Raw genomic sequence first — 16,640 nt, 5'->3', positions numbered from 1 at the left:
TGTGTTCCTCCTTAGTCTTCGTCGTCTTCGAGCGGATCGTAGTCGGAATCGACACCGGCGGCTGCATGGGAACCGTTGAACTTGAAGCCCATGAAGACGACAGCCAGGCACACACCGATCAGAGCGACCGCGATGACGGACAGGTTGAGGTAAGCGGCGAGCAGGAAACCGATGAACAGGAACGGAGTCATACCCTTCTTGATCATCATGGTGAGCAGCAGGGCCAAGCCGTAGGCGGTCATGATCTTGGTCGAAACGTTCAGACCAGTGGACAGCCACTCGGGAACCATGTTGACGATGGCCTGAACCAGGTCGGTGCCAACAAAGACGGCGAGGAAGATCGGCAGGAAGTACATGACGGCGTACAGACCGGAGCCGGCACAGATGTGCATACGGTAGGCGGTCTTGAACTTTCCGTTATCGATCGCGCTATCTGCCACATGGGTGAGGGCGGCGATGATGGAACGGAACACGATGCCGAGGAGCTGACCCAGGACGGCGACCGGAATGGCGATCGTCATGGCGGTCTCGGCGGAAGCATCGGTCAGGCACGCAAAGGCAGCGGCCACGATGCCGCCCAGGACCATATCGGGCGGAACGGCGGCGCCGACCTGCACCAGGCCCATGGACACGAGCTCGACGGCGGCACCGACGGCAAGGCCGGTGGGCACATCACCCAGCAGCAGACCGACGAGCGTAGCGCCAACGAGGGGCTGCTCGAAGTTAAGACGACCGAGCAGGCGGGAGTCCCACATGCAGAACACGCCGACGAGGCCGACGAGCACCGCACTGATGAACGTATTCATACCCTTCTCCTTTCAGTCAGGCAAAAGCCTGGTTGATTACAGCTTGGCGTCGATGTCGACGCTCTGATACGTAGGGGTCTGCTGGACGTAGAGCTTGATGCCCATGTCGAGCAGCTGGTTGACGTCGGCCTTCTGGTTGGCGTCGAGGAAGACGGAGCTGTCCTTGCCGCCGACCTGATCGGCACCGTCGTGGTTGGCGGTGGCGCCCAGGTTGATGGCGTCGAGCTTGTAACCCTGGCAGAACTGCAGCATCTCGGCCGTGTTGCCAAAGACGAACATGACGCGCTCGCCGAGGGTGTTGAGCTTGTCCATCTTGGCGAGGGCACGCTCGACGGTGAAGACGTTCAGGCGCACGCCCTGGGGCTTGGCCAGCTTAAGAGCGCCCTTCTTGATGTCATCGTTGGCGGCAGCGTTGTCGACGACGATGATGCGCTCGGCCTGAACCTTGGTGGTCCAGGTAAAGACGACCTGGCCGTGCAGCAGACGGTAGTCAAGACGTGCGAGGACGATCTTGGCGGGGCCGGAGCTGTGACGGGACGCCTTGGCCTTCTTAGTGGGGGCCGCGGCAACCTCGACCGGTGCGTTGGGGTTGGTCAGACCGGTGCGGGCCTCGTTGATAAGGGCCGCGAGCTCGGCACCCTTGACGGGGGCGGGGCTCATAGCGAGCGTCAGTGCCAGCGGAATGTTGAAACCGCTGATCACCGTGAATGCCGCACCGTTGCGGGAAAGCTCGACCATGCTGTTGTTGACCGAGCTGCCGAGCATATCGGTCAGCACATAGACGGTGTCGTCCGCGTTGAACGTGGCGATCATGGCGTCCACCTTATTGGTGATGGGCTCCTTGTCGTCACGAGCAAGCGACACGACGTGGACGTTCGACACGTCGCCGAGAACCATCTCGAGCGTGTCTTTGGCGCCTGCGGCCAGGCCGCCATGAGATGCGAGAATGATCTGATTCATCTTGCCTCCTCCTTTTCGTTATGGTCATTATAACGTCTTATACGTTGCTTATATTGCTAATTAGTATAAAGACCGTTCGCGGGTGAAAATCTACCGTTGGCGGGTTTAACGTACTTGAAACGTTGGCGCAGGGTAGGTCGGCACTGTCTTGGCGACACCCGGTCAGACGCCTCGCCAATCCCCTATCGCACGAAGTACCAGGGGCTTTCCTGCACGGTGGGCTCCAGCGCGATGCCGGTGCGTTCCTTAAACAGATCCATGTCCTGCGATTTCTCCGTCCACCACGCGTTGGGCTTAAAAGTCATGCTCTCAGCGACATGACCGACAAACACACTGTTGCGCAGCTTGGAGAAGTCGGTGTTCATGATCAGAATGGACGCGAGCACCAGCACAATGCCCAGAACCTTGATCGCGCCGGCGGACTCGGCATAGACACCAATGCCCACCAGTACGGTAACAACCGTCTCGAAAGACATTACGACGGGAACTTTCGATGTCTCGAGCCCCATGGACAGACCCTGCATATATAAGATGTAAGCCACGGCTGTGGGGATGAGTCCAAAGCCAAGGAACAGCAGCAGTAGCTGTGGCGACATTGCCGCGGCGACATCCGGCCACGGAGCCGCGATAGCTGCCATAACCGCACCGCCAAAAACAAGGCCCCAAAACGTGACAGCCAGCGGGTGGACCGTCTTGGTTGCTATCCGGCTAAACACCGCGAGCGACGCACCGCAAAGGCCTGCAATCACGCCCGACGTGACGCCCCAAACCGAAAAATGGAAACCGGAAAGGTCGCCATTGGTCACTGCAAGTACACAGCCCCCTATGTTAAAAGCGATGGCAACGAGCTTGTTGGGGGTCACGTCCTCGCGATAAAGCACGCGGCCGAGCACGACGCCAAACACCGGCGAGGTATAGAGCAGCACCGAGGCCGTGGACATGCCCACCTCGCCCATACACTCGTAATAGCAAGTGTTGGCGGCGGCCAAACCGACGATACCGACAAGCGCGCAGGAAACAAGCTCTTTAGGGCTTGCCTTGAACAGGGCCAGCGGACCCTGAGCCACGGTAGACCCCTCACCCGAACGGCAGCCCATAAACATCAGGACCGGCGCCAAGATAAGCGCTCCGACCAACAAGCGAAAGGCAGCCATACTCTGGGACGTAACGCCCATGGCCGAGATGCCGTTTACAAAGATTCCGATGCTGCCCCACATAAGCGCGGCGATCAGCACCAGCACATAGCCCAGATTGCTTTTCTTCAACGCAGCCTCCTCGGTATTGTTTCCAATATGTTTCACACTACGTTATAGTCGTTATATACATTTTTCAAGGCACAAATCGGCAAACGGGAAAATCTGCTTTTCCGCTACAACCCATTAGTGCAAAGAGGCCAGGTTCATATGCACCAACTTGGTGCATATGAACCTGGCCCCAATGCACCAACCCCTTAACAAACACGACGACGCCGACGTTTTGGCAACGTCAGCGAGCGCCCGTCATTTGAGCCAAGGTGCCGTGAAATGAAAAGGCGCTGACCTTCTGGTCGCGCCTTTGAAATTGAACGGCAGATTGGCCAAATGCCGGGCGCGCAGCGTCGAGCCGTTACGCCGTTCGGTAGAACGGCGTAACTAGTAGTCCAGCTTCCACATGTAACGGCGCGTCATATAGTCCTTGTGGGTGACGGCAGAGAGCGCGCGCATATACACGTTGTTGAGGATCGGGGCAAAGATCAGGTGGTTGAAGTACTCGCTCACGCTGTCCTTGATGTCGTTGAGGCCGAGCTCCTTGGCGTCGAGCTGATAGACGCGCTCGCCACCGTACTGGCTGACGAAGCGGATGCCGCGCTCGTCGTTGCAGCGGCTGCGGCCGACGCTGATGAGCTGGAACAGCGAGGTACGCTTGTCCAGGATCTCGAAGGGACCGTGGAAGAAGTCGCAGGTGTTGATGGTGCAGGAGTCGATTTGCAGCATCTCCTGCACGTTGCAGATGCTAAAGACGTAGGCGGCACCAAAGAGCGGACCCTGAGCCATCACGTTGATGCAGGGCTTGTCGGCGTTCTGCTCGGCCCACTTGGCAGCGAGCGGACGGGTGTACTCGACGGCCTTGCGATAGATGGGGTCGACCAAGTCGAAAGCGGCCATAGCGGTCTCGTACTCGGCATAGCCCTCGGTCTGCTGCGTGAGCTCCATGGCGATCATGGTCACGACGGCGGAGTTGGTACGGCCCATGCAGGACTCGTCGACGGCCAGGCTGTCGTACTGGATCTTGTAGTCGCAGACCTCGGTGAGGCCGGACTCGTCAACATAGATGGCGATGGTGCTGGCGCCGTGGTCCTTGGCGACCTGGGCGGCAACGATGGTCTCCTTGGTGCCGCGCATGGACACGACGACGGCCAGGGTGTTCTCGTTGACATAGGCGGGCGTGGCGTGCACGAACTCGTTGCTGGTGTAGCTGGAGCTCACGACCTGCGTGGCCTCGTGCTCCATAAAATACTGGGCAGGATAGTTACCACCGTTAGATCCGCCGGCGCCGATCCACACAACGCGCTTGATGCCGCCCTTGTCTGCCTTGTCAGCCAAAACCTGGGAGACGACATCCTTAACCTGTTCCTGAGTAGTCATCGCGCATCAGCCTTTCTTCTCGTTTGATGCTCTTGATGGCATACAAGTTACATACATGTTTTGGTGTTGTCGACTAGTTGTATGCTATATTTGTTTTAGAAATATTGCTGCTAAGGTTTTCGGCAATCCATTACCAGCGGTTTTGTTGTCATGTTGGATACATGCTTGGTTCGGTAAGTATACAGGTTAGATACAGGTTGATCGCATGAATGCTTCGTCTAAAAAGAAACTGGCCCAATACGAGCGCTTGGCGGGCATGCTGCGCGACCGCATCGCCGCCGGCACCTACGCGCGCGGAGACAAACTGCCGTCCGAGATGGAACTCATGGACGAATCGGGTCTGTCGCGCAGCACCGTGCGCCATGCCCTTAAGGTGCTTGTTGACGAGGGCCTGGTTCGCACCGAGCGCGGGCGCGGCGCCTTTGTGGCCGACACGCCGGCGCTCCACGAGAACAACCTGGTGTTTTCGAGCTACACAGCGCAGATCCAGGGCCAGGGCATGAAGCCCACCACGCGCACGGTGGACTCGGGCTTTGCCAAGGCAACGGGTAGCGTGGCCAAGTTTTTCGATGCCGCCGTGGGCAGCAAGCTCGTCAAGCTCGTCCGACTGCGCTATCTGGACGACGCGCCGCTGTGCCTAGAGACCACCTATCTGCCGCCAAGCTTTGAGGCACTCATCGATCGCGATATCAACGGTTCGCTCTACGCCACGCTGCGTCAAGAATTCCATCGCGCGCCGGCACAAGGACACAAGACCTTCGAGGTGTGCTACGCCTCGCAAAACGAGGCGTTTTTGCTCAACGTTGAGCGCGGGCAGGCGCTGATCCTGATCACCGACTACGTCTACGACACCGACGGCCGCCCGCTCCATGTCTCCAAGCGCATCCAACGCACCGACCGCGCCAAATACACCGAGCCCATCGGCTAACCTGCCAAAATAAACCTGTCCCTAGATGGTAGGTTTGGGGAGGTCGGGGAACCAGGTTGGTTTGGGTTGGTTAGGGACGCGCTCGGCTAGGACCAGCTCCATCCAACACATGTCGTACCAGCGGCCGAACTTTTGGGCGCAGCGGTCGAAAGCACCCACCAGGCGATATCCCATATGGGCATGGAAGTCCTGACTGTTGTGCGTCAGATACTCATCGTCCTTGTCGTGCGGCACGGCGATGAGGGCGCACATGTTGGTGATGCCCATCGCGATCAGGCATTGCTTGAGCGCATCGTGCAGCTTGCGGCCCAGTCCGCCATGGCGCACATCGCGCGCCAGGTAGATCGATGTCTCGACCGACCAGTCGTATGCCTCGCGGCTGTTGAGCGGACTCACATAGGCATAACCTACCGGACGCCCGTCCAGCTCCATTACCAGATACGGATAGCGCTTGAGCGTACGCTCGATGCGCCCGGCGAACTCCTCAACGCTCGGCACCTCGTATTCGCAGGTAATCGCCGTCTGACGCACATATGGCTCATAGATGGCAAGCAACGCCGGCGCGTCTTCGGGCGTCGCCAGACGAATCATCGGCTCGGACATCTCGGTCATACAACCCTTCTCCCCCAAAAGCAAAGGCCGCCCTGCGCCAAACCCAGCGCAAGGCGGCCCCTCGTCATTACATCAGGCTACAGGACAGCCGCCAGCGCGTCGATGTCCTCCTGCGTCGTGGCCCAGCTGGTGCAAAAGCGCACCACCGTGTGGGTCTCGTCGTACTTTTCCCAGTACTCGATCGAGGCATGTTCGCGAATGCGGGCCATATCCTCGTTGGGCAGAATCACAAACTGCTGGTTGGTCGGCGTCTCCAAGAAGAACTGGTAGCCGCGCTCGTGCAGCACACGACGCAGCGCCTGGGCCGTCTGAATCGCCTGTCGACCAATCTCAAAATACAGGCCATCGGTAAAGAGCGCCTCAAACTGCACACCCGTCAGGCGGCCCTTGGCGAGCAGTGCGCCATGCTGCTTAATACGCGGAATGGGATGCGCCGGAGTGTGCATGCCGCAAAACACCACGGCCTCGCCGCACAGAGCGCCGCACTTGGTGCCACCGATGTAGAACACATCGCACAGCTGTGCCAGCTCGGGCAGGGTAATGTCGCACTCATCGGCCGCCAGCGCATAGGCCAGTCGGGCGCCATCCACAAACAGCGGAATCTCGCGCTTCTGGCACACCGCGTGAATCGCCGCGAGCTCGGCCTTGGAGTACAGCGTGCCGTACTCGGTCGACAGGCTCACGTACACCGCGCCCGGAAACACCGTGTGCTCGTAGCTCTCGTTTTCGTAGAACACCTGGATATAGTTTTCGAGATCCTCGGCGTGCATCTTGCCCTCGTAGCCGGGGATGGTGAGCACCTTGTGGCCGCCAAACTCGATGGCACCCGCCTCGTGGCAGGCGACGTGGCCGGTCTCGGCGGCAACGACGCCCTCGTAGGGCGCGAGCAGCATGTCGATCACCGTCGCGTTGGCCTGCGTGCCGCCCACCAGGAAAAATACGTCGGCATCGGGGGCCTGACAGACCTCGCGGATAAGCTGCTTGGCACGCTCGGTGTGTGCATCGGTACCGTAGCCGGGCTGCGGCTCCATGTTGGTATCGACGAGCGCCTGCAGCACTGCCGGATGTGCGCCGTGGGAATAGTCGTTGTTAAACGCGAGCATGGCAATCCTCTCTTACCGGGTATCGGCCAGATGATTCAAACGGAGCTATTGTACGCCGTTGGGATAGGCAATGCGCGCGGCAAGGCACTCAAGTGCCAGTACCAGGGCAAAGCCGCAGCTCACGTCACTCAAAAAATGCGCGCCAATCACGATGCGACCAAACGCGACGAGCGCCGCGACCACAACCGCCGCCCAAAAGACCACGCGGCGACGCGGGGGCTTTTCCTTAAAGGCCGCCGCGGGAAGCCCGGCGAGCATAAGGCCGATTGCCGCATGCGCCGTATGTCCGCTCGCAAACGACTTGAAGCCGTCCTTGATCACGCCGGCGGCAATAAAGGCCCACTTGTCGGGGTTGCCAATCACCCACCACGGCTGAAACTCGAGTCCCTTCGTCACCTCGATCACGCGCATGCGCGGACGCGACCACAGCGGCTTGACGATCACGTTGAGAATAATGGCCTGTGCGACCCACACGGCAAGCACCATCAACGCCCAGCGCGTGAGCTCGTCGGGCTCGGTCGTGCGCGTGAGGCGATAGACGATAAGGTTGGCAGCGATCACCAGCACAAACGTCAGTACCAGCTGAACCGCGATGAGTTTGCCGCCAACCTTCAGGGACGAGACGATCTCGTAGCCGGCCAGGCCAATGTTGACGAGGATGCCGAGCACGGCAAGCCATTTACTCCCCCTGGATTCGGGACGCACCGCACGCACGAGCATAACGCCCGCGATGCTCGCCGTCAGCTCAAACGGCAGCTCGCCGGCGGCCTCGATAAAGCGGCCGTACATGCTGCCGACGTTGAACAGCGCGCTCGAGATCTGATAATCGAAGAAACTGCCCACGCCCAGACAAAGGCACAGGACAACCGCGATCATGGCGACATCTTTCTTATAGATGTATCCGAACATGCTTTCCTTTCGATGGAACTAGAGTGCCCAAATGAGGTGTTTGCAGCGTCGACCCGTTAATCATCGTCGGACGCGCCCAGCTGCTGCAGTAGCATGAGCGCTGCCGCCACGGGACCGGTGCCGTCGTTGGCGTCGAGACCTCGGCCCAGGCCGCTGCCTGCGCCGGCCCCCGCCTTGTAGGGCACCGATAGCTTGCGGCTCTTGGGGAAGTTCACCGCGCCATAGCGAGTCTTGAACTCAAAGGCCACCTTCTTGGGCACGTCGACGCCCAAAAACGTGATGCGACCGCCGCTGAGCGTGACGCTCTCGAGCCCCAGGCGCTCGCCGCGAATGCGGATTCGTGCGCGATTGAACAGGTTGAGTCCTGCCAACGGCAGCTCGCCATGCGCGGCCTCGGTCTCTTCCTGCACCTCATCGATGCTCTCCAGGTCCTCGGCCGCTGCGAGCCTGCGGTACACGAGCACGCGCTGATCCACCGCCGGCAGGTACTCCTCGGACAAGAAGTAGTCGGCCGGCAGGTTAATGCCCACGCTTGCCGCCTCCACGCCGGCATCGTCATCGCCGCGCGCCTCGGCTACCGCCTGGCCCAGCATCTGCGTAAACAGGTCAAAGCCCACGCTCGACAGGTTGCCGTGCTGCTCGGCGCCCATAAGCGAGCCGGCACCACGGATCTCCAGGTCGCGCATGGCGATGCGCATGCCGCTGCCCAGGTCCTGGAACTCGGAAAGTGCGGTCAGGCGCGCTGTCGCCTCCTCGGTGAGTGGTAGCTCGCCCGGGAACATAAAGTACGCGTAGGCCTGCGTGGAAGAACGGCCCACACGGCCCTTGAGCTGGTAGAGCTGCGCCAGGCCCAGACGCTGCGAATCCTCGATGATCAGCGTGTTGGCGGTCGCGTTGTCGATGCCGCTCTCCACGATGGTCGTGGCGATGAGCACGTCGATCTTTTTGGTCGCAAACTCGATCATCACGTCCTCGACCTCGCGCGGGCTCATCTTGCCGTGCGCCACGCCCACGCGCGCCTCGGGCGCGGCCTCGTGCACGCGCGCCACGGCGTCGTCGATGGTCTTGACGCGGTTGGACACGTAATACACCTGACCGCCGCGGCCCACCTCCAGGCGAATCGCCGCGCTCACCACATCGGGGTCGTACTCCCCCACGTGCACGATCACGGGACGACGCCCAGTCGGCGGCGTCGTGATCAGGCTCATGTCGCGCACGCCGCTCGTGGCCATCTGCATGGTTCGCGGAATAGGCGTTGCCGAAAGCGTGAGCACGTCAATCTGCTCGCGCAGGTTCTTGAGCTGCTCCTTGTGCTGCACGCCAAAGCGCTGCTCCTCGTCGATGATCACCAGGCCCAGGTTCTTGGGGTTCACGTCGGCCGAAAGCAGACGATGCGTGCCGATGAGCACGTCGATCGTGCCCTCGGCAAACGCCTTGAGCGCGCGCTTTTGCTGCGCCGGGGTGCGGAAGCGGCTGAGCACTTCGACCTCGAGGCCAAACGGGGCAAAGCGCTCAAAGAACGTCTCGTAGTGCTGCTGGGCCAGAATGGTCGTGGGGCAGAGCACCATGACTTGGCGGCCGGAGTCCACGCACTTAAACGCCGCGCGCAGGGCAACCTCGGTCTTGCCAAAACCCACGTCGCCGCACAGCAGGCGGTCCATGGGCTTGGGCGCCTCCATATCGGCCTTAATGTCGGCGATGGCCTCCAGCTGGTCGCGCGTCTCGTCGTAAGGAAAGCTCTCCTCCATCTCGATCTGCTCGGGCGTGTCAGGCGGGCAGGCGATACCCGCGATTGATGAGCGGCGCGTATACAGGTCGACCAGGTCAAACGCCAGCTTTTTGGCGTTCTTGCGCGCCTTGTTGGTGGCGCGCGTCCAGTCGGCTGTGTTGAGCCTGGTCAGGCGCGGTTTGTCGCCGTCGGGGCCAACATAGCGCGTGATGCGGTCGACCTGCTCGAGCGGCACGTAGAGCTTGTCGCCGTCGGCATATTCCAGCAAAAAGTAGTCGCGCTCTTTGCCGCCCACTTCCTGACGCGCAATCTCGCTAAAGAGTGCGATGCCGTGAGTGGCGTGCACCACGTAGTCGCCCGGCTTAAACGGGAAGGTGATCTGCGTAATGTCCACCTTGCGGCGGCTGCGCGCGCGGTTGGCATCCATACGGGCGTTGAGGTCGGCGATCGAGAACACGGCCAGGTTGGCATCGGGCACCACCACGCCCTGCGGCAGGGCGGCATCGACAAAGGTCACGCGCCCGCGCGAGATGGTGGGCACGGCGGCACCGGCGGCAGCCTGGGCCGCGCCCGCCTCGAGCGAGCGGGCGTTGAGTGCGTCGGCCTTACGCTCGCGAATGGAAGCGTGGGCCTCCTGGCGTGCGGCACGGTCGGCGGAATCCGCCGCTGCCACGCGCACGCGGTCGCCGATAGCGCCGGCATTTTCGGGCGCCGCGGTCAGCGATTCCTCAAAGGTAATGCCCTCGTCGCCAAAGGTGAGCTCCATCGACTCACGCGCGCCGCGGTCGGGAATGGCAAACACGCAGGCATAGCGCTTGCCCACGACCTCCTGGATGCGCGTCATAAAACGGTTGTCCGAGCCTGCGATGGCAGGCTGCTCAATCTTGAGCTCGGCCGTCACCGCGCCGCCGGCACGAATGAGGCTTACGTAGTTCAGGCGCTGCTGGGCACCAAAATCGAGCTGTTGAGCGCGCACGTACAGACCGTCCAGGCGGTCAATCCCCGCCTCGCCGGCACGGGCCTCGATATCCTCGTAGGCACGCAGGCAGTCGTCGAACAGCGAGCGCGGCTCGGACAGAACCACGAGTGCCTTGCCGCTCACGTGCGCCAACGGGCTTACGGTCTGGCCGTACATCACCGGCAAAAAGCGGTCGAGCTCGGGCGTGACGATACGCGCATCCACCATCTCGAGCAGCGCCGCCAGTTTGCTGTCGTCCTGACTGGCGCGATAGAGCGCCACGTGCATGTTGTGGACGGCATCGTCGGTAAGCGCCAGCTCACGGCAGGGGAAGATCTCGATGCTGTCCTCGTTGCCGATGGTTTGGCCCGTGGAGCTCACCATGCGGCGGATGCGGTCGATCTCGTCGCCAAAAAACTCAATGCGCACGGGCGCCTTTTCCTGTGCGGGAAACACCTCGACGGTGTCGCCGTGCACGCGGAACAGACCGGGCGCGTCGGCGGCGCCGGCATTGGTGTAGCCCATGCCCACCAGGCGCTGCGGCACCTCGTCGAAGGGAATCTCCTCGCCCACCGCAAAGGTGGTGGACTCCCAATAGCGGCTTTCGACCGGCGGCACGCAACGCAGTAGCGCGCGGGCCGAGGCGACCATGATGCAGTTATCGCCGCGCACGATGCGCCCTAAAGCCTCGCAGCGTTGGGCCACCTCGGCGTCGTCGGGCGCCTGCTCACGCCATGGATAGTCTTTGCGCTCGGGAAAGCGGCACACATGCGCCAGACCCACATAGGCGGCCAGGCTGCGCGCGGCGCGATCGGCCGCGTCCTCGCCGCTCACGATGTAGACCGTGGGACGCGGACGGCGCGCAAACTGAGCTGCCGCCATGAGCGTGCGGCCCGACTGCGACACGGCCAGCGTCACGTCCTCGCCGGCATCGAGTCCGGCCTCGACGGTCTGCAGCGCCTCGGCAGTGTAGAGCTGCGCGGCTATACGGTGAATGAGCATGCTGTTCCTCCGGCATCGCAACGCCAAAAGCCCGCCGGGGCAAGCTCGGCGGGTCGTACGTCAAATACATTGTCTGTCATGGTAGCGCATGGAGAGGACTCCGGCTCAAGGGCAAACCCAGCCCCGCAAAAAACGCCAGACGAAGATGCGTTCCGCCCTACCCCGCCACGCGCACGCTGGGGCACAAATCTGCCAGCGGACACTCGTCACACTTGGGTTTGCGGGCGTCGCAGATCTCGCGACCAAAGGTGATCCACTGATGGTTGACCGACTCCCAATACTCGTGCGGCAAAATCTTGAGCAGATCCTGCTCGGTCTTGAGCGGTTCCTTGGCATGCGTCTTGGGACTCAGCCTCAGGCGGTGCGCAATGCGGTTGACGTGCGTATCCACCGCGATGCCTTCCACGATGCCGTACCCCACGTTGAGCACGATGTTCGCCGTCTTGCGTCCCACGCCCGGCAGCTTCACGAGTTCCTTCATGTCGGCCGGCACCTCGCCGTCATAGTCGGTGACGATCATCTGCGCGGCCTCGACGGCATGCTTGGCTTTGCTCTTGTAGAAGCCGAGCGACTTGATGGTGTCCGCCACGTCAGCTACGCTCGCCCCGGCCATGGTCTCGGGCGTGGGCCACTGGGCAAACAGCCGCGGCGTCACTTTGTTGACCTGCGCATCGGTCGTTTGCGCCGAAAGCAGCACCGCGATCAGCAGGCGGAAGGGATTCTCGTGGTCCAAAAAGCACTCGACCGGGCCATAGCGACGGTTGAGGCGCTCACACACCTCGATGGCGCGCTCGCGCTTGGCGGCATTGGTCTCGCGTGGCATAACGACTCCTCGGCTCAACGGCACAATAAACTTATGGGCACAATTGTCCCACGTCCGAGACGTTTACGCCTCCAAGAATGCGCCGGTCTGACGGCTCCACAGGTTCGCGTACTCGCCGCCCGCCTCGACGAGCTGCACATGCGTGCCGTCCTCGACGATCTCGCCATCCGCCAGTACCACGATGCGGTCGAGCGCCGCCACGGTGGACAGGCGATGCGCCACCACAATGGAGGTGCGGCCGCGCATCAGGTTCTCGAGAGCTTCCTGCACCAGCGCCTCGGACTCGCTGTCCAGGGCAGAGGTCGCCTCGTCGAGCACCAGAATCGGCGCGTCGGTGAGAATCGCGCGGGCGATGGCCACGCGCTGACGCTGGCCGCCCGAGAGCTTGACGCCGCGCTCGCCCACCATGGTGTCAAAGCCACGAGGCAAGCGGTCGATAAACTCCAGGGCGTTGGCCAGGCGCGCAGCCTCGCGAATCTGCTCATCAGTGGCGCTGGGACGACCGTAGGCAATGTTTTCTCGAATGGAGCGGTGGAACAGCAGCGCTTCCTGCGGCACGTAGGCAACCTGGCGGCGCAGGCTCTGCTGCGTGCAGCGCGAGACATCCTGACCGTCCACGAGCACGCGGCCGCCCTGGACATCGTCCAGGCGCAGCAGCAGCTTGGTGAGCGTCGTCTTACCCGAGCCCGATTTGCCCACCAGGCCCACGCGCTGGCCCGCCGCCACATGAAGTGTCAGGTCATCGAACACGTTCTCGCCCGCCGCAGCGTCACGGTACGCAAAGCTCAGGTGCTCAAAATCAATCGCGCCCTCGCTCACCTTGAGCTCGGGGGCATCCGGGTCGTCTGCCACCAAGCGTGGCTCGTCCAGCACGCGCGTCATCTCGGCCGCATCGCCCAAAGCGCGGTTGATACGCTGCATCATGGAACTCACGTAGTTCAGGCGCATGGTGAGGTTATAGGTGTAGGTAAAGATCATGACGAGCGAGCCGGCCGAGATGCCAAACCACGCGTTGCCGCCCGCCACGAACACACTCACCACGGCCATGGTGATGACGATAAGGCCCGAGGTCGTAAAGTTGCGCTGCATCATGGCGTGCATCGAGACCGTCTCGGCATCGCGCGCGGCGCGGTCGGCGGTGTCGAACAGATCGCGTTCAAAGTCCTCGCGCCCGCAGGTCTTGACGGCCAAGATGTTCGTGACCGCGTCGGAGAGCACGCCCGAGAGCTTGTTCTGCGCGGCGGACGTCGCGGCCGAAAGCGGCATGATGCGCTTGTACATAAGCCAGACAAACGCGATGTAGACGACCATGATGCACACCAGGATCACGGTAAACGTCGGCACCACCGGGGCGAGTGCGGCCACGGTACAGATGACCGAGGTGATGGTGGGGATGAGCGAATACACCGTCACGTCCACCAGACCCGTGTAGCCGCTCATAAAACGGCTTGTCTGGCTCACAAGCGATCCGCCAAAGCGGCTGGTGTGGAATGTCATGGATTGATTGGAGAGCGTGTCGAAGCACAGGCGCGCCAGGTGATAGTTGCCCGCGATCTCAAGCTTGTAGACGGTGTAGTCCTGCAGCTTGGAGAGGATCTGGCCCACCAGGTTGACGAGCACGAGCGCCAAAATGTAGGGACCGAAGACCTCAAACACCTGGTCGCCCGCTACGGGGCCGGCTTGGACACGATCGACGATGAGGGCCATAACGTAGGTGTTGGCAAACGTGAGCAAAAAGATGTAGCCCGCCGACGAGAACACCGAGAGAAAGACGATCAGCGGCTGCGTGCGCGTGACATCCCAAAAACGCTGCAGCGTGCGGCGCACGGTTGAGCGTTTGAGCGGGCTGGCGCTTCTCTGAGACATGGGCTTCCTTTCGCGTCTGATAGGGCGAAAGGCCATTGTTGCACATTAAAGTGCGCTTTAGGCAAGTGCGATGCGAAAAGCACCCGCGCCCTGCGCCTGCGCAGGCGCCCCGCCGTCAAGTGCCGCTAGTCCTCGTCTTCTTGGTCTGCGAGCAGGCCCGCGGACGTGAGCCCCAAGACCTCGTCGGCCTCCTTGGCGTCTTCCAGCGCGTCGATATCCTTGAGCTTGCGCTCCATGACGTTGGTACGCGTGGTGATGATGCCCTCGACCGTTTTGCCCGCGGTCTCGATCTGCTGCTGGGCGCGGCGCAGCGCCGCCTGATAGCGCGGCAGCTCGGCCTTGACGGCAGAAAGCACGCGCAGCACGTCGTCGGTGCGTTTTTGCAACTTAAACGTCTGGTAGCTCATCTGCAGGCTGTTGAGGATGGCGGCCATGGTGCTGGGACCGGCTACGTTGACGTGATAGTCGCGGCCCAGGGTCTCGATAAGCCCAGGGCGCGTGACGACCTCGGCGTACAGGCCCTCAAACGGAACGAACAGGATGCCAAAGTTGGTGGTCGCGGGCACGCTCAGGTACTTTTCGCAGATGTCCTTTGCCTCGCGCTTCACCATGGTGTCGAGCGTCTTGCGCGCGGCGGCGACGGCCTCCGCGTCGCCCGACTCCTGGGCGTCGAGCAGGTGCTCGTACGCGTCGCCCGGGAATTTGGAGTCGATTGGCAGCAGCACGGGGTCGCCCTCGTCTACCGGCAGCTTGACGGCAAACTCAACGCGCTCCGAGGCGCCGGGCTTGGTGGCGACGTTTTCCAGATACTGGTCGGGCGTGAGAATGTCCGCCAGGATCGCGCCCAGCTGCACCTCGCCCAAAATGCCGCGCGCCTTGACATTGCCCAGCACGCGTTTAAGGTCGCCCACGCCGGTGGCGATAGATTGCATATCGCCCAGGCCCTTATACACGGCCTCGAGCTGGTCGCTCACCTGCTTAAACGATGCCGACAGACGGTCGTTGAGCGTGCGGGAGAGTTTCTCGTCCACCGTCGCGCGCATCTGATCGAGCTGCACGTTGTTGTCCTTGCGGATGGCGCCCAGCTGGGCATCGACCGTCTCGCGCACCTTGTCCAGGCGCTGCTCGATGCCCTCGCGGTTGGCGCCGAGCTGTTGGGTCGTCTCGCGGCGCAGGTCATCCATACGGTCGCCCGCCTGCGAGAACTCACGCGCGATGGTCAGGTAGCGCTGCTGCTCCACGGCGGCGTCGGTCGTCTGCTGCTGTGCGATGGCGTTTGCGGTGCGTCGGGTTTCGGCCAACGCGACGTTGAGGGTATCGAGTGTACTGTTGGCCTGCTCGAGCGCCGCGAGCGTCTCGGCGTCGCTGTCGCCACGCTCCCGCAGCTCGGCACGAAGACCTTTAAGCTGCAGGGCGCAAGCCACAGCAACCCCCACCGCCACCAAGGCAATCACAACAAGCACAATATCAATAGCAGACATAAACTCCGCCCAACAAACCCAATCGAGCACCAATCAAAAACCGCGATTAATCTTACCCTGTCAAACGCAGCTCATGTCCAATCGAGCGCAGACAAGTTACCTTTGCGCTATGGGTGCTGGTCTGCTAGCTCTCCCAGCTGACGCGGATAGTTGCTGCGACATCCCCCAAGCGCTGACCGAGAGCTGCCAAGTGCTGAAGTACCTCATTGGGCGAGGCGCCGTTGAGAATGCACGTGAGGGCATATGAGGCCAAGAAGATTGCCGCGAGCCCCAGCGGGATCAGCACGATCATCGCCAGCGTACGCAGGCGCTGGGCCCAGCGACGGTGACGCGCACGATGCTTGTCGAACGCGAGCTCCTGCGCATATGAATCTTGCTGTACGGAATAGGCCTCTGGCGCCGATTCACACCCGGGCACAGCTGCAGGTACAGCAGCGGGCACGACGTTTTGCACGGGCGCCTGGTTGGCAACCCCTTGCATTTGCATCTCCATGAGTCGTTGCTGCTGACGCAGCATGCGCTCAGCTTGTTGCTGCGGAGTCTCAAGAAACAGATCCATGTTGGCCTCCAAAATCGGGGCATTCGGCGCTTACGACCAGCATCCCGCACCACCATGACCGCGACAACGCAATCGCCGGCAATAGCCACAAAGTTTCTTTTGCTCAAAAGCTGTCGAAAAGCTCAACAACTCCCCTACCAGCACTTTCTCTGAGCTTTTTTCGCCAGCAATCTTTTGGCCTTCCGCCCTTACGCCAACTGACCAAAATCTAACCAAAAGCTTGACGAAAACTGTGAAGACAGGGACCCCACACAAAAACGTGCCGCCCCAAAAGGGGCGG

General features: G+C 61.7%; 14 protein-coding genes. 1 reads left to right on the top strand and 13 read right to left on the bottom strand.

Annotated features, from left to right (window positions below; translation table 11 throughout):
- Positions 1-11 precede the first annotated feature (11 nt).
- The 4 genes from DW661_RS06005 to DW661_RS05990 form a co-directional block, all read right to left on the bottom strand.
- The gene (locus tag DW661_RS06005; RefSeq protein WP_006235136.1) at positions 12-806 is read right to left on the bottom strand and encodes a PTS sugar transporter subunit IIC; all 795 of its coding nucleotides are present in this window, start codon (positions 804-806) and stop codon (positions 12-14) included.
- Between the two features lie 36 nt (positions 807-842).
- Positions 843-1,766, bottom strand: coding sequence for a PTS mannose/fructose/sorbose transporter subunit IIAB (locus tag DW661_RS06000; protein ID WP_118934997.1), 924 nt, complete (start codon positions 1,764-1,766; stop codon positions 843-845).
- 182 nt (positions 1,767-1,948) lie between these two features.
- Positions 1,949-3,031, bottom strand: coding sequence for a DMT family transporter (locus DW661_RS05995; protein WP_118934996.1), 1,083 nt, complete (start codon positions 3,029-3,031; stop codon positions 1,949-1,951).
- A 366-nt stretch (positions 3,032-3,397) separates the two neighbouring features.
- Positions 3,398-4,390, bottom strand: a complete 993-nt coding sequence (locus tag DW661_RS05990) for an SIS domain-containing protein (RefSeq protein WP_117629038.1) — start codon at positions 4,388-4,390, stop codon at positions 3,398-3,400.
- A gap of 205 nt (positions 4,391-4,595) precedes the next feature.
- Here DW661_RS05990 and DW661_RS05985 point away from each other — a divergent pair, with 205 nt between their 5' ends.
- The gene (locus DW661_RS05985) at positions 4,596-5,318 is read left to right on the top strand and encodes a GntR family transcriptional regulator (protein WP_117583857.1); all 723 of its coding nucleotides are present in this window, start codon (positions 4,596-4,598) and stop codon (positions 5,316-5,318) included.
- 21 nt (positions 5,319-5,339) lie between these two features.
- On the opposite strand, the gene DW661_RS05980 is transcribed toward DW661_RS05985, so the two are convergent.
- The 9 genes from DW661_RS05980 to DW661_RS10325 all read right to left on the bottom strand — a co-directional run.
- On the bottom strand, positions 5,340-5,930 hold the full coding sequence (locus DW661_RS05980) for a GNAT family N-acetyltransferase (RefSeq protein ID WP_118934994.1): 591 nt from the start codon (positions 5,928-5,930) through the stop codon (positions 5,340-5,342).
- Positions 5,931-6,007: 77 nt separating this feature from the next.
- Positions 6,008-7,033 carry a low specificity L-threonine aldolase gene (locus DW661_RS05975; RefSeq protein WP_118934992.1) on the bottom strand — a complete coding sequence of 342 codons (1,026 nt, stop codon included), beginning with the start codon at positions 7,031-7,033 and terminating at the stop codon, positions 6,008-6,010.
- Positions 7,034-7,078: 45 nt separating this feature from the next.
- Entirely contained in the window at positions 7,079-7,942 is an 864-nt protein-coding gene (locus tag DW661_RS05970; protein ID WP_118934990.1) for a phosphatase PAP2 family protein, read from the bottom strand.
- 56 nt (positions 7,943-7,998) lie between these two features.
- Positions 7,999-11,631, bottom strand: a complete 3,633-nt coding sequence (gene mfd / locus DW661_RS05965) for a transcription-repair coupling factor (protein WP_118934988.1) — start codon at positions 11,629-11,631, stop codon at positions 7,999-8,001.
- 157 nt (positions 11,632-11,788) lie between these two features.
- Positions 11,789-12,454, bottom strand: coding sequence for an endonuclease III (gene nth / locus DW661_RS05960; RefSeq protein ID WP_118934986.1), 666 nt, complete (start codon positions 12,452-12,454; stop codon positions 11,789-11,791).
- A 63-nt stretch (positions 12,455-12,517) separates the two neighbouring features.
- Complete coding sequence (locus DW661_RS05955; protein WP_118934983.1) at positions 12,518-14,320, bottom strand: ABC transporter ATP-binding protein; 1,803 nt, start codon at positions 14,318-14,320, stop codon at positions 12,518-12,520.
- A 125-nt stretch (positions 14,321-14,445) separates the two neighbouring features.
- On the bottom strand, positions 14,446-15,801 hold the full coding sequence (locus tag DW661_RS05950; protein WP_118934981.1) for a DNA recombination protein RmuC: 1,356 nt from the start codon (positions 15,799-15,801) through the stop codon (positions 14,446-14,448).
- 124 nt (positions 15,802-15,925) lie between these two features.
- Entirely contained in the window at positions 15,926-16,360 is a 435-nt protein-coding gene (locus tag DW661_RS05945; protein WP_118934980.1) for a hypothetical protein, read from the bottom strand.
- A gap of 30 nt (positions 16,361-16,390) precedes the next feature.
- A partial coding sequence (locus DW661_RS10325; protein ID WP_233547462.1) for a hypothetical protein occupies positions 16,391-16,640 on the bottom strand: 250 nt, incomplete at its 5' end.

Source organism: Collinsella sp. AM24-1, from assembly GCF_003470325.1.
In the GTDB taxonomy this organism is placed as follows: Bacteria; Actinomycetota; Coriobacteriia; order Coriobacteriales; family Coriobacteriaceae; genus Collinsella.
Note: the sequence above shows the minus strand (reverse complement) of the source record. Positions and strands in the feature narration are given on the sequence as shown.